Source organism: Kitasatospora sp. NPDC057223, assembly GCF_042669755.1.
Classification (GTDB): Bacteria; Actinomycetota; Actinomycetes; order Streptomycetales; family Streptomycetaceae; genus Kitasatospora.
Genome location: NZ_JBHUWW010000108.1, coordinates 1 through 20,894 on the forward strand (window position 1 = coordinate 1; position 20,894 = coordinate 20,894).

Annotated in this window: 18 protein-coding genes; 10 read left to right on the forward strand and 8 right to left on the reverse strand. The window is 73.7% G+C overall.

The window, feature by feature from the left end; all coding sequences use genetic code 11:
• Positions 1 to 35 precede the first annotated feature (35 nt).
• The 5 genes from ACFUK0_RS29725 to ACFUK0_RS29745 form a co-directional block, all read right to left on the reverse strand.
• Positions 36 to 2,054 (reverse strand): acetoacetate--CoA ligase, encoded by a 2,019-nt coding sequence (locus ACFUK0_RS29725; RefSeq protein ID WP_380255547.1) that lies wholly within the window; start codon positions 2,052 to 2,054, stop codon positions 36 to 38.
• Between the two features lie 121 nt (positions 2,055 to 2,175).
• Positions 2,176 to 4,134 (reverse strand): adenylosuccinate synthetase, encoded by a 1,959-nt coding sequence (locus tag ACFUK0_RS29730; RefSeq protein ID WP_380255548.1) that lies wholly within the window; start codon positions 4,132 to 4,134, stop codon positions 2,176 to 2,178.
• Positions 4,135 to 4,144: 10 nt separating this feature from the next.
• Positions 4,145 to 5,137 (reverse strand): hypothetical protein, encoded by a 993-nt coding sequence (locus tag ACFUK0_RS29735; RefSeq protein WP_380255549.1) that lies wholly within the window; start codon positions 5,135 to 5,137, stop codon positions 4,145 to 4,147.
• A 34-nt stretch (positions 5,138 to 5,171) separates the two neighbouring features.
• Positions 5,172 to 6,278: a molecular chaperone DnaJ gene (locus tag ACFUK0_RS29740; protein WP_380255550.1), complete on the reverse strand. Its 1,107-nt coding sequence runs from the start codon at positions 6,276 to 6,278 to the stop codon at positions 5,172 to 5,174.
• On the reverse strand, positions 6,275 to 7,186 hold the full coding sequence (locus tag ACFUK0_RS29745) for an NUDIX domain-containing protein (RefSeq protein WP_380255551.1): 912 nt from the start codon (positions 7,184 to 7,186) through the stop codon (positions 6,275 to 6,277). The genes ACFUK0_RS29740 and ACFUK0_RS29745 overlap by 4 nt, the downstream gene beginning before the upstream one ends.
• Positions 7,187 to 7,380: 194 nt before the next feature.
• Here ACFUK0_RS29745 and mmuM point away from each other — a divergent pair, with 194 nt between their 5' ends.
• The 7 genes from mmuM (at position 7,381) to ACFUK0_RS29780 (ending at position 15,821) form a co-directional block, all read left to right on the forward strand.
• Positions 7,381 to 8,382: a homocysteine S-methyltransferase gene (mmuM, locus tag ACFUK0_RS29750; protein WP_380255552.1), complete on the forward strand. Its 1,002-nt coding sequence runs from the start codon at positions 7,381 to 7,383 to the stop codon at positions 8,380 to 8,382.
• Between the two features lie 174 nt (positions 8,383 to 8,556).
• Entirely contained in the window at positions 8,557 to 9,321 is a 765-nt protein-coding gene (locus ACFUK0_RS29755; protein WP_380255553.1) for an IclR family transcriptional regulator, read from the forward strand.
• Between the two features lie 380 nt (positions 9,322 to 9,701).
• Positions 9,702 to 10,421: an MIP/aquaporin family protein gene (locus tag ACFUK0_RS29760; RefSeq protein WP_380255554.1), complete on the forward strand. Its 720-nt coding sequence runs from the start codon at positions 9,702 to 9,704 to the stop codon at positions 10,419 to 10,421.
• A gap of 121 nt (positions 10,422 to 10,542) precedes the next feature.
• The gene (gene glpK, locus ACFUK0_RS29765) at positions 10,543 to 12,078 is read left to right on the forward strand and encodes a glycerol kinase GlpK (protein ID WP_380255555.1); all 1,536 of its coding nucleotides are present in this window, start codon (positions 10,543 to 10,545) and stop codon (positions 12,076 to 12,078) included.
• A 152-nt stretch (positions 12,079 to 12,230) separates the two neighbouring features.
• Positions 12,231 to 13,826, forward strand: coding sequence for an FAD-dependent oxidoreductase (locus ACFUK0_RS29770; protein WP_380255556.1), 1,596 nt, complete (start codon positions 12,231 to 12,233; stop codon positions 13,824 to 13,826).
• A gap of 170 nt (positions 13,827 to 13,996) precedes the next feature.
• On the forward strand, positions 13,997 to 15,010 hold the full coding sequence (locus tag ACFUK0_RS29775) for a TauD/TfdA family dioxygenase (protein ID WP_380255557.1): 1,014 nt from the start codon (positions 13,997 to 13,999) through the stop codon (positions 15,008 to 15,010).
• A 31-nt stretch (positions 15,011 to 15,041) separates the two neighbouring features.
• Positions 15,042 to 15,821 (forward strand): sulfite exporter TauE/SafE family protein, encoded by a 780-nt coding sequence (locus tag ACFUK0_RS29780; protein ID WP_380255558.1) that lies wholly within the window; start codon positions 15,042 to 15,044, stop codon positions 15,819 to 15,821.
• Between the two features lie 63 nt (positions 15,822 to 15,884).
• Here the strand turns inward: ACFUK0_RS29780 and ACFUK0_RS29785 are convergent, their stop codons facing one another.
• A complete protein-coding gene (locus ACFUK0_RS29785; protein ID WP_380255570.1) occupies positions 15,885 to 17,273 on the reverse strand; it encodes a gluconate:H+ symporter in 1,389 nt (462 codons plus the stop codon).
• Between the two features lie 2 nt (positions 17,274 to 17,275).
• A complete protein-coding gene (locus ACFUK0_RS29790) occupies positions 17,276 to 17,815 on the reverse strand; it encodes a gluconokinase (RefSeq protein ID WP_380255559.1) in 540 nt (179 codons plus the stop codon).
• A 211-nt stretch (positions 17,816 to 18,026) separates the two neighbouring features.
• On the opposite strand from ACFUK0_RS29790, the gene ACFUK0_RS29795 reads away from it, so the two are divergent.
• A complete protein-coding gene (locus ACFUK0_RS29795) occupies positions 18,027 to 18,722 on the forward strand; it encodes a FadR/GntR family transcriptional regulator (RefSeq protein ID WP_380255560.1) in 696 nt (231 codons plus the stop codon).
• A 169-nt stretch (positions 18,723 to 18,891) separates the two neighbouring features.
• Positions 18,892 to 19,233, forward strand: coding sequence for a hypothetical protein (locus ACFUK0_RS29800; RefSeq protein ID WP_380255561.1), 342 nt, complete (start codon positions 18,892 to 18,894; stop codon positions 19,231 to 19,233).
• Here ACFUK0_RS29800 and ACFUK0_RS29805 read toward each other — a convergent pair.
• Positions 19,209 to 20,300 (reverse strand): NADH:flavin oxidoreductase/NADH oxidase, encoded by a 1,092-nt coding sequence (locus tag ACFUK0_RS29805; RefSeq protein ID WP_380255562.1) that lies wholly within the window; start codon positions 20,298 to 20,300, stop codon positions 19,209 to 19,211. The two genes, ACFUK0_RS29800 and ACFUK0_RS29805, sit on opposite strands and share 25 nt — an antisense overlap.
• A 211-nt stretch (positions 20,301 to 20,511) precedes the next feature.
• On the opposite strand from ACFUK0_RS29805, the gene ACFUK0_RS29810 reads away from it, so the two are divergent.
• On the forward strand, positions 20,512 to 20,838 hold the full coding sequence (locus ACFUK0_RS29810; protein WP_380255571.1) for an ArsR/SmtB family transcription factor: 327 nt from the start codon (positions 20,512 to 20,514) through the stop codon (positions 20,836 to 20,838).
• Positions 20,839 to 20,894: the final 56 nt, after the last annotated feature.

Here is a 20,894-nt window from a genome sequence, read left to right on the forward strand (position 1 = left end):
CCACCGAAGGGTGGGCACCGCCCCTCTTCCCGTGCCTACGAGCGGCGGTCGCGGCCGAGCTGCTCGAAGAAGCGCAGGTGGTCGAGGTTGTCGACGGAGCCGGGGTTGACGGCCTGGTCGAGCGGGGTGCCGGAGAGCAGGCGCTTGACCGGCACCTCGATCCGCTTCCCGGTGAGGGTGTGCGGCAGGCCGGTGACGGCGACCACCTCGTCGGGGACGTGGCGCGGCGAGAGCTCCTGGCGCAGTGAGGTGCGGATCCGGGCGCGCAGGCCGTCGTCGAGGGTGGCGCCGGGGGCGAGGACGACGAACAGCGGCATCCAGTAGCCGCCGTCCGGCTCCTCCAGGCCGATGACGAGGGATTCGGCGATCTCGGGGAGGCGTTCCACCACCTCGTAGATGTCCGAGGAGCCCATCCGGACGCCCTGGCGGTTGAGGGTGGAGTCGGAGCGGCCGTGGATGATCACGGTGCCGCGCGCGGTGACGGTGATCCAGTCGCCGTGGCGCCAGATACCGGGGTACATGTCGAAGTAGCTGTCCCGGTAGCGGGTGCCGGCCGGGTCGTTCCAGAAGCCGGTGGGCATCGACGGCAGCGGCCTGGTGACGACCAGCTCGCCGACGGCGTCGGTGCGCGGGCGGCCCTGGACGTCCCAGGACTCGACGGCGGCGCCCAGACAGGGGGCCTGGATCTCGCCGAGGTACACCGGGAGGGTGGGGACGCCGCCGACGAAGCAGCTGCAGACGTCGGTGCCGCCGCTGACCGAGGCGAGCCAGACGTCCGCCTTGAGTTCGTCGTAGATCCAGCGGAAGCCGTCGGGCGGCAGCGGGGAGCCGGTGGTGCCGATGCAGCGGACGGCGGACAGGTCGAGATCGCGGCCGGGGTGCAGATCCGCCTTGCGGCCGGCCATCACGTACGCGGCCGAGGTGCCGAGGACGGTGGCGCCGCTGCGGGCGGCGACCGACCAGAACGCGCCGGTGTCGGGGTGGCCGGGGCTGCCGTCGTAGGTGACGATCGTCGCCCCGACCAGGAGGCCGGCGACGAGGAAGTTCCACATCATCCAGCCGGTGGAGGTGTACCAGAGGAAGCGGTCCTCGGGGCCGAGGTCCAGGTGCAGGCCGGCCTGCTTGAGGTGCTCGACCAGGATGCCGCCCTGGCTCTGGACGATGGCCTTGGGCAGGCCGGTGGTGCCGGAGGAGTAGAGCACCCAGAGCGGGTGGTCGAACGGGACCTGCTCGAAGACCGGCTCCGCCTCGGCGGCGGTCAGGTCGTCCCAGTGCAGTGCGCCCTCGGGCGCGGGGGCGCCCAGCAGCGGGACGTGGACGACGGCGCGCAGCGTCGGCAGCTCGCGGCGGAGCTCGGCGACGACGTCGGTGCGGTCGTGGTCCTTGCCGCCGTAGTGGTAGCCGTCGACGGCGAAGAGGACGGCCGGTTCGATCTGCTGGAGGCGGTCCAGGACGCTGCGGGCGCCGAAGTCGGGGGCGCAGGACGTCCAGATCGCGCCGACGGAGGCGGTGGCGAGCAGCGCGACGACGGCCTGCGGGATGTTGGGCAGGTAGGCGCCGACGCGGTCGCCGGGGCCGATGCCGAGGGCTCGCAGCGTGGCGCTGAGGGAGCCGACCTGCCGGCGGAGCTCGGCCCAGGTGAGGGTGAGCGGCTGGTCCGTGGTCTCGTCCAGGTGGAGGAGGGCGGGCCGGTCGGCGTGCGCCGGGTCGGCGCCGTGGCGCAGGGCGTGCTCGGCGTAGTTGAGGCGGCCGCCGGGGAACCAGCGGGCGCCGGGCATCGCCGGGTCGGCGAGGACGGCGTCGGGTTCGGTGGAGAAGCGGACGTCGAACCACTGGGTGACGGCCGTCCAGAAGCGGTCGGGGTCGTTGGTGGACCAGGCGTGCAGGTCCGCGTAGCGGGCGGCGGCCTGCGCGTCGTCGCCCGCGGGGGCGAGCGGGGCGGCCGGGGCGCCGTGGTGTTCGGCTGCCCAGGCCTGGAAGGCGACGATCCGGGTGGCCGCGGCGGTGGCGGGGTCGGGCCGCCAGAGTGGTTGGTCCTGGGGTGGGGTGCTCACGGTGGTGGTCTCCCGGCCGAAGGATGGGGACGGGGTTGCTTGTGGCAGGGCCCGTCCGAACTGCGCTGACGCTCAGACCCTGCCACGTGATCGTCTCCGGCGCCAGGGCCGCCGCGGCCGGTCAGAGGTGGGCGTACTCGCCGGTGAACCAGGAGTGCGAGACCCGGGTGTGGAAGGGGAAGGCCAGCGGTGTGTCGGCGGTGGCGAGCTGCCAGCCGTCGGTCTCGTCGGTGGGCTCGGACGGGGGGAGTTCGGCGAGGTCGCGGGCCGGGAGGAGGCCGAAGAGGCAGAGGAATCCGCCGGCGGCGTCGGAGGCGGTGGAGACCAGGGTGATGTCGGCGGCGTCGGCCTTGATGCCGGTCTCCTCGCGGAGCTCGCGGACGCAGGCCTGCTGCCAGCTCTCGCCGTAGTCGACGTAGCCGCCGGGGAAGGCGAGTTCGCCGTAGCCGGGCTCGATGGTGCGCCGGATGACGACCAGCTGCCGCTCGCCGTCGGGGACGTCGATCGGGAGCAGGGTGACCACGACCGGCAGCGGGTTGCGGTAGCTGATCTCGGAGCAGCCCGGGCAGGTGCGGGGCCAGGCCACGGTGCCCGGCGGGTAGGCCGTTCCGCACCAGTGGCAGTGCGAGTTGGGCCCGAACGCCGCCTTGGGCGCGGCTTCGTGAGTCGTCATGGGGTGGATGGTAGCTGCCGGAAGGGGCAGGGCCCGGTGGAGTTTGTGGTCCGCGGTGGGGCCGTACGACTCCAGCAGGACGGGAGTGCGCAGGGCGTCGGCGATGGCGTCGGCCCAGGAGTCCGGGTCGGGGCCGGGGTCGGTGAGCCGGCCCGGGCGGGCCCGGAGCAGGGCGGTGGTGAGCCGGCCCTGGGCGGCGAGGTCGCCGGCGGCTCCGCTGCTGATCCGGTGCAGGGGGGCGCCGTCCAGGTCGTAGGACTCGCAGATCCGCAGGCCGGGGTGCCTGGCCGGGGCGTCGAGGTGGGTGAGGGCGAGGGCGTCGGCGCCGCCGGCCGCGGCGAGGGCGTAGCGGTGCGCGACCGTGTCGAAGTGGCCGACCCGGAAGGCACCCTGCCAGCGGCCGGTGCCGTTGTGGGGCTCGGGGATGTCGAGCGCCGTGTCCTCGGTGGGGAGCGGGCCGGGGCCGTGCCGGGTGGTGTAGCTGCGCAGGACACCCAGACGCAGGGCGGCGCCGGGGGCGGCCGACTCGGCGAGCAGGGTCTCGGCGTTGGCGAAGGTGGTGGTGGACCAGGTGGTGTAGGGGTGGAATCCGTGCCACTCGTCGAGCAGGACGCCCTGGGCGCCCTCGAAGACGACGGGGCCGGTGCGCAGCAGCCGGGTGAGGTGGGTGTCGTCGGTGAGGGTCACGTGTGCGGCGAAGGCGCGGAACGCGGTGGCGCAGTCGGCCGGGGGCGGGGCGGGGAGGGCCGCCGGGGTGAGGCCGAGTTCGGCGGCGAGGCGCTCGCGCAGCAGGGTGAGTTTGCCGAGGAGGCGGGCGGGGGTGGTGCAGTCGGCGGCGGTGGGGGCGTCGACGGGGTGGGCGAGGGCGTAGCGGGCGGTCTCGCCGATGCCGAGGCCGCAGGAGCCGTGCCGGTCGGCGTCGCGGCGTTGTTCCCGGATCCGGTTGGCGGCGGCGTGGTACGGGGTGGTGAGCAGCGCCCGGCGGTCGACGGTGAGCAGGGTGAGCGGGTCGGGGACGCCGAGGCCGGCCAGGTGGGCGGCTTCGGCGGCGAGGGCGAGCGGGTCGACCAGCATGAGGCGGGAGAGGTGGGTGGGGACGCCGGCGAAGGTGCCGGAGCCGAACTGGGCGAAGGTGTGGTGGCGGCCGTCGCGGGTCACGACGTTGTGGGCGGCCTGGGCACCGCCGTTGTGGCGGACGACGGCGTGGACGGGTCGGCGGCTGCCGGGGCCGAGCGGGCCCCGGCAGAGCCGGTCGACGACTGTGCCCTTGCCCGCGTCCCCGAAGCCGAGATCGCAGACGATGACGTGGTCGGTGAGCCGGCCCGTGAGGTGGTCGGTGACGTGGGCAGGGGCGTGGCCGGCGGGGCCCGCGACGGGCCGGGGGCCGGGGATGCGGCGGTCGGTCATGCCGGGGTGCTCAGAGGCGGGTGGTGCCGGTGGCCGCGCGCTCGCCCGGGTCGAGCAGGGAGGCGCCGGGCACGGCCACCTCGCTGCTGCGGCGGGCGAGACCGGCCAGCGCGCGGCCGACGCTGGCGGCGGAGTCGGAGCCGATGTCGGCGAGGTCGTCGAGGCCCTCTTCGAGGTCGATGGCCTCTTCGCCGAGGCCGACGGTGAGGGCGATGGTCTCGCAGACGGCGTCCAGGTCGTCGAGCTCGATGACGTTCTGGCCGAGGAGCTTGCGCCAGGTGCCGAGGACGTCGGTGCTGCCGGCGTGGGCGGTGCCGGCGGGGAGGATGAAGTAGACGTCGTAGGAGCGGCGCAGCTCGGCGAGGATGGCGGTGACCGGGATGTCCTCGGTGATCTCGTCGCCGAGCACGTCGCGGACCTCGCGGGCCTTGACCTTGCCGTAGGGCTTCTCGTCGCCGATCAGGAAGAGGTAGCCGCGCCGGCCCCGGCGGTCGATGCTGTCGAGGGCGGTGTGCCGGGCCATGGCGTACATGGCGAGTTCGTAGGACTCGGTCATCTGGCCGCCGCCGCCTCCCTCCAGCAGGATGTTGCCGAGGTCGTCGTCCATCCGGTTGTCGGACTCGAACTGGCCGAGCTGGAGCGGGACGCGGTCGCAGGTGGCGTCGCCGACGGCGCCGAACAGGATCTGCGGGTGCTCGGTGTACCCCTTGCGCAGGAGCAGGCCGAACAGCTCGGGGAGCTTGGTCTGCAGGACGCGCGGGACGCTCTGCATGGAGCCGGTGACGTCGAAGAGGACGGCTATCGGGAGCGAGGCGGGGTGCTCGTCGGAGTCCCGGCTCTCGCGGACGGTGAGGCCCTTGGGGTCGAGCGAGGGGTGGGCCTTCCAGGTGTTGCGGGCGCCGCGGGTCGCGCGGTCGCTGTAGTCGAAGGCACCGGCGCCGCTGGCGGCGCGGTAGTGCGCGGCGGCGTCGTAGACGTTGGTGGACCAGCTTCCGCTGCCCATGGTCGGCTCCTCGGGTTTCGGTGGTGTCGGGTTGTCAGTGGGCCGCTGCGCTGCGCGGGGGCAGCCGGAACGGGCGGAAGGTGCGCGGGCCGTAGAGGCGCTCCAGCAGCTCGTCGAGCTCGGCGAGGAGCTTCCAGGCGTCGTGCGGGCGGCGGGCCTCGGCGGGGAGCGTGCAGCCGGCGATGAAGGCACGGAGGGCCTTCGGGGCCTGCTCCCCCATCAGGTGTTCGATGCAGCGGGAGGCGAGGTGGATGTCGGTGGCCTCGGTGACCGGCCGGCGGGCCGCGACCTCGGGCGGGTACCAGTCGCGGTGACGCTCCACCAGGGCCGGGGCGGGTGCGTGGGCGCCGGTGGTCGAGTAGCACCAGTCGAGCAGGACGAGGCCGTGCTGTGCGGGGTGGACGAGGACGTGCTCGGGCAGGACGGCGCCGTGCCGGACGCCTGCGCGGTGGGCGTAGCCGAGTGCCACCAGGAGGCGGCGCCACATCCACGCGGCGTCCCTCGGGTCGAGCCCGTCGGGGTAGGCGTCGCGGACGTCGGTGAGCGGGTGGAAGCCGTCGAGCCGGAGGAGGGCGTTGACGCGGCGGGGCTCGGCGGCCGGGTCGGCCGCCTCGTGGTGGCGGAAGCTGTCGAGCAGGGTCGGGGCGTAGGCGTGGTGGCGGCGGTCGCCGTGGGAGGTGAGACGGGTCAGTGCGTCGGCCTCGCGCTCCATCAGGTCGTTGTCGGCGGCGGCCCTGGGGATCTTGAGGACGGCGTCGAGGGCGGGCCCGGTGTGCGCGGGCCGGGGCACGCAGCGGGCGGCGCGCAGGACGGCGACGTCGCCCGTGGCCAGGGCCGGGCCGAGCGTGTAGTGGTGGCGGGCGGTGGTGACGGCGGGCTCGGCGGTGGGCGCGGCGGCGCCGTGCTGGTGCAGGTGCCAGAGGCGGCTGAGGGTGTCGAAGGCGCCGGCGGCTTCGGTGCGGTGCGCGGCGGGTGCGGTGTCGGGGTGCAGGAGCCGGGCGAGCCGGCGGTAGCGGCGGACGGCCGCTGCCTGGTCGGCGGGGAAGACGTCCTCGGGGTGGCGGGCCGCGCCGAGGGCGGCGAGCGCCTCGGCGAAGGTGCGCGGGCCGGCCGGCGGGCGGGCCGCGCGGGCGGCGGTCACCTGACTTCGTCCTCGTGGCCGGGGCGGAGCAGCGGGGGGTGCAGGAGTGCCGCGTCCCCCGAGCGGTAGTTGCGGGCGCGCGGGCCGCCGCGGCTGCCGCCGCGCTCGGCGCTGGTGCCGGTGCTCTCGACGAAGCCGGGGACGGAGAGGACCTTGCGGTGGAAGTTGCCCGGGTGGAGCTTTTCGTCCCAGACGGCCTCGTAGACGGCGCGCAGCTCGGGGATGGTGAAGTCGTGGTGGAGGAAGGCCGTCGCGAGCGGGCTGTACTCGATCTTCGCGCGGGCGCGGTCGAGGCCGTCCGCGAGGATCGTGGCGTGGTCGAAGGCGAGCGGGATGCGCGGGGCGGTGCCCGCTTCGAGCAGGGCGCCGGCGCGCTCGTCGAGTCCACCCCCGTGGGTCTCGGCGGGCGCGCCGGCGGTCTGGTGGCCGGCCGGTGGCCGGAGGTCGAGGGAGGCCACCGGGTGCCAGGCGGCGGAGGCGGCGTCCGTGCCGGCCTGCGGGTCGGGCAAGCCGGGGGCGAAGGCCAGGTAGGCGACGGAGACGACGTGCATCCTCGGGTCGCGCTCGGGAGCGCCGTAGGTGCCGAGCTGCTCCAGGTGGACGCGGCTGAGGGTGGCCTCGGCGTCGGCGGTGCCCTGCAGGCCGGTCTCCTCGGCCAGCTCGCGGGCGGCGGCCTCGTCCAGCCCCTCCTGGCCGGCGCGGAGGAAGCCGCCGGGCAGCGCCCAGTAGCCCTGGTAGGGCGGGCCAGCCCGTTCGACGAGCAGGACGTGCAGGCTGCCCCGGCGCAGGGTGAGCGCCACGACGTCAACCGTGACGGCGACCGGGGTGTAGGCGCGCGGATCGTAGGAGGCCAGCCATGCCTGTTCGGCTTCGCGGTCGTACGGCTGCGGTGGCTGCTGCGCTGTCACGGTCGGCCGGCTCCTCTGCGCTGTGCGGGGTGGCGCACCCTGCCCACCCGAGTCGTTCTCGGACTGAGAACAACTTAGCGCACATCGCTGACGGCGGGCCAGTGAATTTCCGCCGGGCGGCCGCCGCGGGCCGCTGGCCCGGCGCTGACCTGCGGCGACGTAGGGTTTCAGGACCGGCCACCGGAGGCGCCCGCATGTCAGCAACGACCCCTGCCCACCCCGCACCCTCCCCCGGCGGCTTCGCCGAGGCGCTGGCGGCGGGCCCGCTGGTGCTGGACGGCGGACTGTCCAACGAGTTGGCCGACGCGGGCCACGACCTCTCGGACGCCCTGTGGTCCGCCCGGCTGCTCGCGGACGAGCCGGCGGCGGTCACCGCGGCGCACCGGGCCTACTTCGAGGCCGGCGCCTCGGTCGCGATCACGGCGAGCTACCAGGCGAGTTTCGAGGGCTTCGCCCGGCGGGGCGCCGGGCCGGCCCGGGCGGCGGAGCTGCTCGCGCTGAGCGTGCGGCTGGCCCGCGAGGCCGCGCGGCAGGCCGGCGGCGGCCGGCGGCTCTGGGTGGCCGCCTCGGTGGGGCCGTACGGCGCGGTGCTGGCGGACGGCTCGGAGTACCGGGGCCGGTACGGCCTGAGCACCGCGGAACTGGAGGCGTTCCACCGGCCGCGGCTGGAGGCGCTGGCCGCCGCCGGGCCGGACGTGCTGGCGCTGGAGACCGTGCCCGACACGGACGAGGCGCGGGCGCTGCTGCGGGCCGTCCGGGGACTGGGCGTGCCGGCCTGGCTCTCGTACAGCGTCGAGTACGGGCCGCGGGGCGGCCGGACCCGGGCCGGCCAGCCGCTGGAGGAGGCCTTCGCACTCGCGGCCGACAGCCCCGAGGTGGTGGCGGTGGGGGTGAACTGCTGCAGCCCGGCCGATGCCGGCCGGGCGGTGGCGCTCGCGGCGCGGCTGACCGGCAAGCCCGTGGTGGTGTACCCCAACAGCGGTGAGCGGTGGGACGCGCGGGCCCGTGACTGGCGCGGCGGGCCGACGTTCCGCGCCGGGCGGGTGGCCGGCTGGCTCGCGGACGGCGCGCGCCTGGTCGGCGGCTGCTGCCGGGTGGGGCCGCGCGAGATCGCCGCACTGGCCGGGGAGGTCGGCCGGGCGACCGGCTCCGGGGCCGCCCACGGCCCGGACGCGGCGCGGCCACCGGTAACCTGACGCGGCCGCGTACCGGCACCGGGCCGGGCCCGCGCGTCCGGCGGGCAGCCCTGCCGGAAGCCCTGGCGGGGCGTTTTCAACCGGGGAAGGTGCACACCACCGGCCCGGCCTGGCAGACTCATGCCGTCAGCACTTCGGTCGACAATGTCGACCGCCTGTCCGTGGAGGTACTGAATGCCCGGCCCGATCCAGTCGCTCTCCCGGGCCGCCGCGATCATGCGCCTGCTGGCCGGCGGTGAACGCCGGCTCGGCCTCTCCGAGGTCGCGACGTCCCTGGACCTCGCCAAGGGCACCGCGCACGGCATCCTGCGGACCCTCCAGCAGGAGGGCTTCGTCGAGCAGGATCCGGAGAGCGGGAAGTACCAGCTGGGCGCCGAACTGCTGCGCCTGGGCCAGAGCTACCTGGACGTCCACGAGTTGCGCGCCCGCGCGCTGGTCTGGGCGGACGACCTGGCCAGGGCGGCCGGCGAGACGGTGTACCTCGGCGTCCTGCACCAGCGGGGCGTGCTGATCGTGCATCACGTCTTCCGCCCCGACGACTCCCGGCAGGTCCTGGAGGTCGGCTCGATGCAGCCGCTGCACAGCACCGCGCTGGGCAAGGTCCTGCTGGCGTACGACCCGGTGGCGCGCGGCGAGTTGGGCGACGGCCCGCTGGAGGCGTACACCTCGCACACCCTCACCGACCTCGCGGACGTCGATGCCGAGGCGGCGCTGACCCGGGAGCGGGGCTGGACCGGCGCGGTGGAGGAGACCTGGGAGGGCGTGGCCTCGATCGGCGCGCTGATCCAGGACCGGCGGCGCAACCCGGTGGGCGCGGTCTGCATCAGCGGCGCGGTCGAGCGGGTCTGCGAGGCCGGCGTGGTCCGGCCGTCCCTGGTCGCCTCGGTGCGCAGCGCCGCACGGGCCATCTCGCGGGATCTCGGCGCCGGACGGTTCTGACCCCCGCCGCCACCGGGCCGCCGCCACCAGGACGGGGCGGCGGGCCGGCACACCTGGGGCATCTTCACTTCGCGGACAGGCCGAGGCCTGTCCGCCTACTGGCGTTTTGTCCATTTATAGGGCCATTTGAGTGCTAGCGTCGTCGAAGGTTCCTGATCATCGCGAGTCCTGGGTCACAGGTGTGTCACCCGGCCTTGACGCGAAGCCGAGGGGAGAGGGAAGCTTCCGCATGACGGTCGACATTGTCGAACGGTGGCCGCAGAGATGAGGCCTCCACTGTCGGGCCGCGACCCCGGGACGGGTAGCGGCCACCCCACACGGTGTCCCGCCACCGTGCCCCTCCCCCACCTGCTCCGGGCCATACGGACAAAGGAGTCTTTGTGTCCGCGTTCTCCAACGGCGACATCTTCGTCGGCGAAACCCTCGGTACCGCCGCCCTGATACTCCTCGGCGGTGGCGTCTGCGCCGCCGTCACGCTCAAGAAGTCCAAGGCCGTCAACGCCGGCTGGCTGGCGATCACCTTCGGCTGGGGCTTCGCGGTGATGATCGCCGCGTACATGTCGGCCTCGAAGTCCGGTGCCCACCTGAACCCGGCCGTCACCCTGGCCATCGCCGTCGACACCGGCGACTGGAGCAAGGTGCCGGTCTACCTCGGCTCCCAGCTGCTCGGCGCGATCATCGGCGCCGTGCTGGTCTGGCTCACCTACCTCGGCCAGTTCCAGGCCAACGAGGAGCCGACCCTCGGCATCTTCTCCACCGGCCCCGAGATCCGGAACCCGGTCCAGAACCTGCTGACCGAGATCATCGCCACCACGGTGCTCTGCCTGGCGATCCTCACCCAGGGCCTCACCAAGGGCCTCGGCCTCTCCGGCACCGGCGTACTGATCGTCGCGTTCACCGTCGTCGGCATCGGCCTCTCGCTCGGCGGCCCGACCGGCTACGCCATCAACCCGGTCCGCGACCTGGGCCCGCGCATCGTCCACTCGCTGCTGCCGATCCCGAACAAGGGCGGCAGCGACTGGGGCTACGCCTGGATCCCCGTCCTCGGCCCCGCGATCGGCGGCCTGCTGGCCGGTCTGATCTACAACGTGGCCTTCTGAGCCACCCGCCAGTCCCGCCCCTCCTGGTTTGCCCCGCGCCTCCCCCCGGGGACTGAGACAGCATCAGGCAGACCGGAAGCCCCCGACCCCCCTCCCCCTCCTCAGAGCCGAGGCCCCAGACATGACCACCGCTCCCCTCTCCACGACCGGCAGCTACATCGCCGCGATCGACCAGGGCACCACCTCCAGCCGGTGCATCATCTTCGGCGCGGACGGCCGCATCGTCGCCGTCGACCAGCAGGAGCACCGGCAGATCTTCCCCCAGCCGGGCTGGGTCGAGCACGACGCCGCCGAGATCTGGACCCGGGTGCAGTCCGTGGTCCGCGGCGCGCTGGAGAAGGCCGGCCTGACCAGGGACGACATCCGCGCGATCGGCATCACCAACCAGCGCGAGACCACCGTCCTGTGGGACCGGAACACCGGCGAGCCCGTCCACAACGCGCTGGTCTGGCAGGACACCCGTACCGAGGGCCTCTGCCGGGAGCTCGGCCGCAACGTCGGCCAGGACCGCTTCCGCCGCGAGACCGGCCTCCCGCTGGCCAGCTACTTCGCCGGCCCGAAGATCCGCTGGCTGCTGGACAACGTCGAGGGCCTGCGCGAGCGCGCCGCCGCCGGGGACATCCTGTTCGGCACCATGGACACCTGGGTGATCTGGAACCTCACCGGCGGCGTCAACGGCGGCAAGCACATCACCGATGTGACCAACGCCAGCCGCACCATGCTGATGAACCTGAACACCCTCGCCTGGGACGAGAAGATCGCCGAGTCGATGGACGTGCCGCTGTCCGTCCTGCCGGAGATCCGCTCCTCCGCCGAGGTCTACGGCACCGCCGTCGGCGACCTGGAGGGCGTGCCCGTCGCCTCCGCGCTCGGCGACCAGCAGGCCGCCCTGTTCGGCCAGACCTGTTTCAACGAGGGCGAGGCCAAGAGCACCTACGGCACCGGCACCTTCCTGCTGCTGAACACCGGCGAGAAGATCGTCAACTCCTACCACGGCCTGCTGACCACCGTCGGCTACCGGATCGGCGACCAGGCACCGGTCTACGCCCTGGAAGGCTCGATCGCCGTCACCGGCTCACTCGTCCAGTGGCTGCGCGACCAGCTCGGCATCATCTCGACCGCGGCCGAGATCGAGACCCTCGCCAACACCGTCGAGGACAACGGCGGCGCCTACTTCGTGCCGGCCTTCTCCGGCCTGTTCGCCCCGTACTGGCGCTCCGACGCACGCGGTGTGATCGCCGGCCTGACCCGGTACGTCACCAAGGGCCACCTGGCCCGCGCCGTGCTGGAGGCCACCGCCTGGCAGACCCGCGAGGTCGTCGACGCCATGCAGAAGGACTCCGGCGTCACCCTGACGGCCCTCAAGGTCGACGGCGGCATGACCTCCAACAACCTGCTCATGCAGAACATCGCCGACGTGCTGGACGCTCCCGTCGAGCGCCCGTACGTCGCCGAGACCACCGCGCTGGGCGCGGCCTACGCGGCCGGCCTCGCGGTCGGCTTCTGGCCCGACCTCGACACCCTGCGGGCCAACTGGCACCGCGCCGCCGAGTGGACCCCGCGGATGGACGAGGCCACCCGGGAGCGCGAGTACAAGAAGTGGCTCAAGGCCGTCGAGCGCACCATGGGTTGGGTGGAGGAGGAGGACGAGAGCTGACCGCACCGCCGGTCGGGGCCGCAGGACGGCCCCGACCGGCCCACGCTGTTCCCGGGCCGCGACCACGGCCCGTCCCCGGCCTCCCGCGAGGCCGGACCGCACACCGAGAGGAGAAACGGCGCGCCGCCCGCACCGGACGCCGTAAAAACACCATGGCAACCATCCCGACCCTGGGTGCCGAGCGCACCGCCGGCCACACCGCCTCCCGCGCCGAGACCCGCGAACTGCTGGGCAAGGCGACCTACGACCTGCTCGTGATCGGGGGCGGCATCCTCGGCACGGCCGTCGCGTGGACCGCCTCCCAGGCGGGCCTCAAGGTCGCCATGGTCGACGCGGGCGACTTCGCCGGCGCCACCTCCAGCGCCTCCTCCAAGCTCGTCCACGGCGGGCTGCGCTACCTGCAGACCGGCGCGGTCAAGCTGGTCGCGGAGAACCACAAGGAGCGGCGCGTCCTCGCCACCGACGTGGCCCCGCACCTGGTCAACCCGCTGACCTTCTTCGTCCCGGTGTACAAGGGCGGCCCGCACGGCGCCACCAAGCTCGGCGCCGGCGTCTTCCTGTACTCCGCGCTCTCCGCCTTCCGCGACGGCATGGGCCGGGTCTCCACCGCCGCGCACGCCTCGCAGCAGGTGCCCGCACTGCGCACCGAGGGCCTGCGCTCGGTCGCCGTCTACGGTGACCACCAGATGAACGACTCCCGGGTCGCCGTGATGACCGTCCGCGCGGCCGTCGACGCCGGCGCCGTGGTGCTCAACCACGCCGAGGTCACCGGGCTCCGGTTCACCGGCAACCGGGTCACCGGCGCCGAGCTGAAGGACCGGTTGGACGGCACCGAGTTCGGCGTGAACGCCCGGCTGGTGCTGAACGCCACCGGCCCGTGGGTCGACCACCTGCGCACGATGGAGGACGCCGGCTCCGCCCCCAGCATCCGCCTCTCCAAGGGCGCGCACGTCGTCGTCAAGCGCCGCTCGCCGTGGCGCGCGGCGCTCACCATCCCGATCGACAAGTACCGCGTCTCCTTCGCGATCCCGTGGGAGGACCACGTCCTGCTCGGCACCACCGACGAGGAGTACACCGGCGACCCGCAGGACGTCCGCGCCACCGAGGCCGACATCGACCAGATCCTGGGCGAGGCCGGCCACGCGATCCGCGACGAGCACCTCGACCGCGACCTGATCACCTACGCCTTCGCCGGCCTGCGGGTGCTCCCCGGCGGCCCCGGCGACACCTCGGCCGCCAAGCGCGAGACGGTCGTCACCGAGGGCCGCGGCGGCATGCTGTCCGTCGCCGGCGGCAAGTGGACCACCTACCGGCACATCGGCCGCACCGTGCTGGAGAAGCTCGCGCACGTGCCCGGCACGACCCTCGGCGAGGACATGTCGCCGATCGCGCCCACCGTTCCGCTGCCGGGTGTCGGCGCGCCGAACGCCGTCGCGCACCGCCTGCTGATCGACCGTGAGCCCGGCTCGCGGATGGAGCCGCTGGTCGCCAAGCACCTGGCCAGCCACTACGGCACGCTCTCCTTCGACATCGCCCGCATGATCGACGAGAACCCCGAACTCGGTGCCCCGATCCACCCGGACGGCCCGGACGTCTGGGCCCAGGTCGCGTACGCCGCCGACAACGAGTGGGCGTACACCACGGACGACGTGCTGCGCCGCCGCACCACGATGACCGTGCGCGGGCTGGACACCCCGGAGATCCAGCAGGAGGTCGCGGCCTTCCTCGCGAAGCGCGGCAAGCAGTAGGCACGGGCAGCAGGACGCACGCCGCAGGGCGGGCACCCCGAGGGGTGCCCGCCCTGCGGCGTGCTGCGGCCGGGGCTGCTCCAGGACGGCCTCGGCGCCGAAACCTCAGAAGCAGCTCAAATTTTCGGTGTCTTGATGGTGCGTCAGCGATCGATACCTAGGCTTCGAACGTGCATTCCATAAATGAACCGACCGGTACAACCGTCCGACTGCCGGACGAAGCCCGCGCCGCAGTCGCCGACGCCCTCGGCTCCCCGTCCGGGCTGGGGGCCGCGCTGCCCGACACCGACGCCGGGGCCTACCTGGCCCACGGCGCCAAGCTGCTGCGCAACTGCCTGCCGCCGCAGACCCTGGACGCACTCGCCAGCTGGCGCCGCGAACCCACCCCCTGGCTGACCCTGACCAACCTTCCGGAGCAGGGCTCCGACGTGCCCACACCGCAGGACGGGTTCTGCGACGAGTCGCTCGTCACCCTGCCCAACCTCGTCCACTTCGGGCTGCTCCGGCTGCTCGGGCTCACCCCCGTCGCCTACCGGTGGGAGAACGACGGGCGGCTGATCCGCAACGTCGCGCCACGCGCCGAGGCCGCCCGCACCAACACCTCCTGGGGCTACGCCCGGCCGCTCGACTGGCACACCGACGACTCCGTCCTGGAGCACGGCCCGCACGCCACCGCGACCGAGGCCATCCCGCACTACCTGTCGTTCTACGGCGTCCGGAACACCGAGGGCGTCCCGACCGGGCAGCTGCCGGTCGACGCCGTGCTGGCCGCGCTCGCCCCGGAGACCGCCGAGGCGCTGCGCCGCCCGGAGTTCGCGGTGTCGGCGCCGGAGTCCTACCGCGCCGGGGACGACGGACGCCCGGCCGCGAGGACCGCCGTACCGCTGCTGTGGACACTGCCGGACGGGCGGACCGGCCTGCGGTACGGGCCGGGGCTGGCCCGGGGCCTGACGGCGGAGGCGGGTGCCGCCCTCGCCGCGTTCGAGGCCGTGCTGGCCGGGATGGACGGGGCCCCGGTGCTGATCGGGGCCGGCGGGTTCCACGTCTTCGACAACCGCCGGGTGATGCACCGCCGGGTGCCGTTCACGCCCGCCGCGGCGGGCCGGGCCCGTTGGCTGCGCCGCTGCTACGCCCTCGGGCCGGTCGCCGCGGGCGGCCGCCCGGCGCCGCGGCCCGCACGGTGAAGCCTGCGCGCACCGGGCCGGGGGCCCGCTGATGCCCGACATATCACTGACCACGCTCGCCCTGCTCTGCGTGGCCGCGGCGGGGGCCGGCTGGATCGACGCGGTGGTCGGCGGCGGCGGGCTCATCCAGCTGCCCGCGCTGCTGGTCGGCCTGCCGCACCTGCCGACCGCGTACGTCCTGGGCACCAACAAGGCGGTGGCCGTCGTCGGTACGAGCGCGGCGGCCGTGACCTACACCCGCAGGACCAGGATCGACCTGCGGACGGCCCTGCGGATCGGGGCGGCCGCCGCCGCGGGTTCGCTGGTCGGGGCGTCGTTCGCGGCCGGGATCAACAGTGCCGTGCTGCGTCCGCTGATCATGGTGGTGCTGCTCGTGGTGCTGGGGTTCGTGCTGTTCCGGCCGTCCTTCGGCGCGGCGGCCGGCAGCGGGCCGGCGAACCGGCAGCGGGTGCTCGCCGCGATCCTGCTGGCGGGGACGGGCATCGGGTTCTACGACGGCCTGCTGGGGCCGGGCACGGGCACCTTCCTGGTGATCGCACTGGCCGCGATCCTGCGGCTCGACCTGGTGCGGGCCTCCGCCACCACCAAGGTGGTGAACGTCTGCACCAACCTCGGGGCGCTGGTGATGTTCGCGTACCAGGGCACGGTGCTGTGGCAGCTCGCCGCCCTGATGGCGGCCTTCAACCTGGCCGGCGGCACGGTCGGGGCGCGGATGGCGCTCCGGCGGGGCAGCGGGTTCGTCCGGGGCGTCCTGCTCGTCGTCGTGGTGGGCCTCGTCCTCAAGCTGGCCCGCGACCAGTGGTTCGCGTGAGCACCTGAACGGCGGCGGGCCCGGGCACGGATGCCGGGGCCCGCCGCCGTTCCCGCCGCCGGGTCAGATGACCAGGCTGAGCGGCATGATCAGGGCGATGGCGACGACCGAGATGACGGTCTCCATCACCGACCAGGACTTCAGGGTCTGGCCGACGCTCATCCCGAAGTACTCCTTCACCAGCCAGAAGCCGGCGTCGTTGACGTGCGAGAAGAACAGCGAGCCGGCGCCGATCGCCAGCACCAGCAGCGCCGAGTGGGTGCTGGACATGTCGGCGGCCAGCGGGGCCACGATGCCGGCCGCCGTGATGGTGGCGACGGTGGCGGAGCCGGTGGCCAGCCGGATCAGCACGGCGATCAGCCAGCCGAGCAGCAGGGCCGAGATGTGCCACTTGCTCGACCACTCGCTGACGGCGTTGCCGACACCGACGTCGATCAGGGTCTGCTTGAAGCCGCCGCCCGCACCGACGATGAAGACGATCCCGGCGATCGGGCCGAGGGACTTCTCGACGGTCGTGGAGATCCGGGCCTTGCTGAAGCCGGCCGCCCGGCCGAGCGTCAGCATGCCGAGCAGGACGGCGGCGAGCAGCGCGATCAGCGGCGAGCCGATGAAGTCGAAGACCCGCTGCGGCAGCGCCTTGGGGTCGTCGATCACGACGTCGACCAGGGCCTTGCCGAGCATCAGGACGACCGGCAGCAGGATGGTCGCCAGCACGGCGCCGAAGCTCGGGGTGTGCTCGCGCTTCTCGGTCTCCACCGGGGCGGTCGACTCGGGGACGGCCAGCGGACCGACCCAGCGCTCGGCGACCCGGGCGAACAGCGGCCCGGCCACGATCAGGGTGGGGACGGCGATCAGCAGGCCGAGGGCCAGCGTGACGCCGAGGTCGGCGTGCAGGGCGTCGATGGCCACCAGCGGGCCCGGGTGCGGCGGGACGAGGCCGTGCAGCACCGAGAGACCGGCCAGCGCCGGGATGCCGACCCGCATCAGCGGGAGGTTTCCGCGCCGGGCGACCAGCAGCACGATCGGGATCAGCAGGACGACGCCGACCTCGAAGAACAGCGGCAGGCCGAGGACGGCCGCGATCAGCGCCATCGCCCAGGGCAGGGCCCGGCGGCCGGTGCGGGCGAGGACGGTGTCCGCGATGATGTTCGCCCCGCCGGAGTCGGCGAGGAGTTTCCCGAGCATCGCGCCCAGGCCGATCAGCAGGCCCACGCCCGCGACGGTGGCGCCGAAGCCGGTGGAGAAGCTGGTCAGCAGCTTGTCGAACGGGGCGCCGGCGACGACGGCGAGCAGGGCCGAGCCGATGGTGAGCGCCAGGAAGGGGTGCAGCTTCAGCTTGGTGATCAGCAGCACGATGGCGCCGATGCTGAGCAGCACGGCCACCAGCAGCCGGGTGTCGCTGCCGGTGTGCGGGAGCGCTGTGGGGGCGGCCGCGAGGAGGGTGGGGGACAGGCTCACGCGAGGTCTCCATTGACGGGCCGCAGGAGTGCCGCGGCCATCTCGACGAGTTGTTCGGGGGAGGGGCCCACGTCCAGTGCGGTGCCCCGTTCGTCCGCCTGGAGGGGTTCCAGGGCGGCGTACTGGGAGCCGAGCAGGGACGTCGGCATGAAGTGGCCGGTGCGGTGGGCGAGGCGGTCCTCGACCAGTTCGTGTCCACCGCTGAGGTGCAGGAAGTACGCCCCGGGGCAGGCGGCGCGCAGGATGTCGCGGTAGTGCCGCTTCAGCGCCGAGCAGGTCACCACTCCCCCGGTGCCGGCTTCGGCGCGTTCGCCGAGCCAGCCGCCGAGGGCGCGGAGCCAGGGGGCCCGGTCCTCGTCGTCGAGCGGGATGCCGGCGGACATCTTGGCGATGTTGGCCGGCGGGTGGAAGTCGTCCGCCTCCGCGTAGGGGAGGGCGAGGCGCTCGGCCAGCAGGCGGGCGACGGTGGTCTTGCCGACGCCCGAGACGCCCATCACCACGATGGTGGGCGGCTGGTTCTCGACGCTGAGAGCCATGGTGGTGCTCCTTCTCTGCCAGGCCTGGTTGCCGGCGGTGCCAGGGTGCCGGTGGGCAGGTACCAGTCCTGTGGTCGCTGGCAACTATCTCTCCAAAGATATGACCTATTCAAGGGGAGGAAACCAAATCGTCATACTTTTATGTCCGGGCGGGGTACGTCGGCGCCGAGGCGCGCGCCGGCGGACGCGGGCAGGCGTCTAGGCTGAGCGGATGGACATCCAGGGACTGCCCGGCCGGCTCCTCGCAGAACTCGGACCGGCCATCGCCTCCGGCGAGATCCCCGAGGGCAAGGTCCTGCGCGGCGAGGAGCTGGAGGCACGCTTCGGCGTCTCCCGCACGGTCGTCCGCGAGGCGATCCGGATCCTGGAGTCGATGCGGATGGTCGAGTCCCGGCGGCGGGTCGGCATCACGGTGCAGCCCAAGTCGGACTGGGACGTCTTCGACCCGCTCGTCATCCGCTGGCGGCTGGCCGGCGCGGACCGGCCCGCCCAGCTGCGCTCGCTCGGCTCGCTGCGGGTCGCGGTCGAGCCCGCCGCCGCCGCCCTGGCCGCCACCCACGCCACCGCCGACCAGTGCCGGGCGCTCAGCGCCCTGGCCGTCGAACTGACCGTCACCGCCCGTGCCGCCGACCTGGAGACCTTCCTCCGGCACGACATCGCCTTCCACGCGACCGTGCTGCAGGCCTCCGGGAACGAGATGTTCGCCCACCTCGGCGACACCGTGGGCGCCGTGCTGACCGGCCGCACGGAGTACCACCTGATGCCGCATCAGCCGGAGTCGTACGCGATCAGGCTGCACCGGGAGGTCGCGGAGGCGATCTGCGCGGGCGACCCGGTGCACGCCGAGCAGGCGATGCGGACGATCGTGTCCGGGGCGCTGGAGGAGCTGGACAAGCAGCTGACCTGACCGGCCCAGCGCACTGCGGCCCGTTCGCGCCCCCGGACCGGAACGCACTGCACGAATTCACAGCAGATCACCGCTTTTGGCCGCGTACATCCCGGCGGGTGGGGCAGGGTGGTGCGTGGGGGCGCATCGTGCGCACCCCTCCGATCCGTACGCAGCCCGGGGGTTGCCGATGACCGCCGCCCGACGCCGTCTGCCCGACGAGGTGCGCAGTGCCGCCGTGCGCGCCGTGCTGTGCCTGGCCTGCACCCTGGTCGGCCTGATGCTGGCGGTGCTGGCCTCGTACGCCGGCAGCGGCCTGCTGACACCCGCGCTGATGGCGATGGCGCTCGGCGTGTTCGGCACGATGTGGTGCCTGCTGGAGATCATGATCTCCCGTCAGGTGGCGGCCCAGCGGATGCGCGGCTCCGACCCGGCGTCACCGATGGGGGGCAGCCGGCCACCCGCCCACCGCACCGGGCGCGGCGCATCCGCCGGGCCGGCCGGCCGTCAGCCCCGGCTGCCCACCACGTAGCCGTACTGCACCGGCCAGCGCCGCTCGGCGCCGAGCTCGCGCGCCGCGTGCTGCGGCCAGTGCGGGTTGCGCAGCAGCTCACGGCCCAGCAGGACGACGTCCGCCTGCCCGTCCGCGACGATCTGCTCGGCCTGGGCGGGCTCGGTGATCAGGCCGACGGCCGAGGTCGGCATTCCGGTGGCGGCCCGGACCTCGGCCGCGAACGGCACCTGGAAGCCGGGGCCGACCGGGATCGGGGCGTCCTTGGCGGTGCCGCCGGTGGAGACGTCGAGCAGGTCCACGCCGACCGCGTGCAGCTCCTTCGCCAGCAGAGTGGTCTCCTCGATCGTCCAGCTGTCCCGGTCGTCCAGCCAGTCGGTGGCGGAGACGCGGAACAGCAGCGGCAGCTCCTCGGGCCAGACGGCGCGCACGGCCGTGGCCACCTCCAGCGCGAAGCGGATCCGGTTCTCGAACGAGCCGCCGTACTCGTCGGTGCGGTGGTTGGAGACCGGGGACAGGAAGGAGTGCGTCAGGTAGCCGTGGGCGCCGTGGATCTCCACCGCCTTGAAGCCGGCCGCGAGCGCGCGCTCGGCGGAGGCCGCGAAGGAGCGGACGATGCCGTGGATCTCCTCCACCGTCAGTTCGAGCGGCTCGGTGTACGTGTCGAACGGCACGGTGGACGGACCGCTCGGCTGCCAGCCGATCCCGTCGGCCGGGAGCGACCCGCCGCCGAGCCAGGGACGGTTGGTCGAGGCCTTGCGCCCGGCATGGCCGAGCTGGATCGCCGGCACCGCCCCGAGCTGCTCGACCAGGGCCGCGACCCGGGCCAGGCTCTCCTGCTGGCGGTCGTTCCACAGGCCGAGGTCGTACGGGGAGATCCGGCCCTCGGGGCGGACGGCCGTCGACTCCACGATCACCAGGCCGACGCCGCCGGCGGCCCGGGCGGCGAGGTGCGCGAGGTGGAAGTCGGTGGCCACCCCCGCCTCGGGGCCGTCCGGCTGTGCGGAGTAGGTGCACATCGGCGCCATCCAGACCCGGTTGGGCACGGTCACCGAACGGAGGGTGATCGGCTCGAACAAAGCACTCACGGCTACTCCTCACAGGGGCGTCCGGCTTCGACGGCCGGGCTCTTAGTACGTCATCCACCGTACTACGAGAAGTGTCGAACTACGAGACCCGTCGTACGATGACCCCGTGACCGCAGAAACCGCGCCGCCGACCGACAGCCGGACTGACGACCGAGCTGACGACCGAGCCGACGACCGAGCCGACGACCGGACCGGCCGGACCGGCACGGCCGTGCTGCCGGAACCCGCACCGCCGGAGATCCGGCTGGAGGCCGTCCTGCACGCCCTGGCGGACCCGGTCCGGCTGCTGATCGTGCGCGCGCTCGCGGACGGGCACCAGGAGATGTCCTGCATCGCCTTCGACCTGCCCGTGACCAAGTCGACCACCACGCACCACTTCCGCGTCCTGCGCGAGGCCGGGGTCATCCGCCAGCACCGCCGCGGCACCTCCCGGATGAGCACCCTGCGCCGCGACGACCTGGCGGCACTGTTCCCCGGACTGCTGGACAGCGTGCTGACCGGCGCCGCACGGCAGGCGCTGCGACTACCGCGGCACTGACCCGTCCGGAGACGGAGAACAGGGTTACCTATAGTGACTCCGGTCACAACAGCGTG

Coding starts and splice junctions, on each gene's coding strand:
- ACFUK0_RS29800 (WP_380255561.1), top strand. CDS start 18,892: ATGACCGCCGCCCGACGCCGTCTGCCCGACGAGGTGCGCAGTGCCGCC.
- ACFUK0_RS29735 (WP_380255549.1), bottom strand. CDS start 5,137: ATGGGCAGCGGAAGCTGGTCCACCAACGTCTACGACGCCGCCGCGCAC.
- ACFUK0_RS29770 (WP_380255556.1), top strand. CDS start 12,231: ATGGCAACCATCCCGACCCTGGGTGCCGAGCGCACCGCCGGCCACACC.
- glpK (WP_380255555.1), top strand. CDS start 10,543: ATGACCACCGCTCCCCTCTCCACGACCGGCAGCTACATCGCCGCGATC.
- ACFUK0_RS29790 (WP_380255559.1), bottom strand. CDS start 17,815: ATGGCTCTCAGCGTCGAGAACCAGCCGCCCACCATCGTGGTGATGGGC.
- ACFUK0_RS29755 (WP_380255553.1), top strand. CDS start 8,557: ATGCCCGGCCCGATCCAGTCGCTCTCCCGGGCCGCCGCGATCATGCGC.
- ACFUK0_RS29730 (WP_380255548.1), bottom strand. CDS start 4,134: ATGACCGACCGCCGCATCCCCGGCCCCCGGCCCGTCGCGGGCCCCGCC.
- mmuM (WP_380255552.1), top strand. CDS start 7,381: ATGTCAGCAACGACCCCTGCCCACCCCGCACCCTCCCCCGGCGGCTTC.
- ACFUK0_RS29795 (WP_380255560.1), top strand. CDS start 18,027: ATGGACATCCAGGGACTGCCCGGCCGGCTCCTCGCAGAACTCGGACCG.
- ACFUK0_RS29780 (WP_380255558.1), top strand. CDS start 15,042: ATGCCCGACATATCACTGACCACGCTCGCCCTGCTCTGCGTGGCCGCG.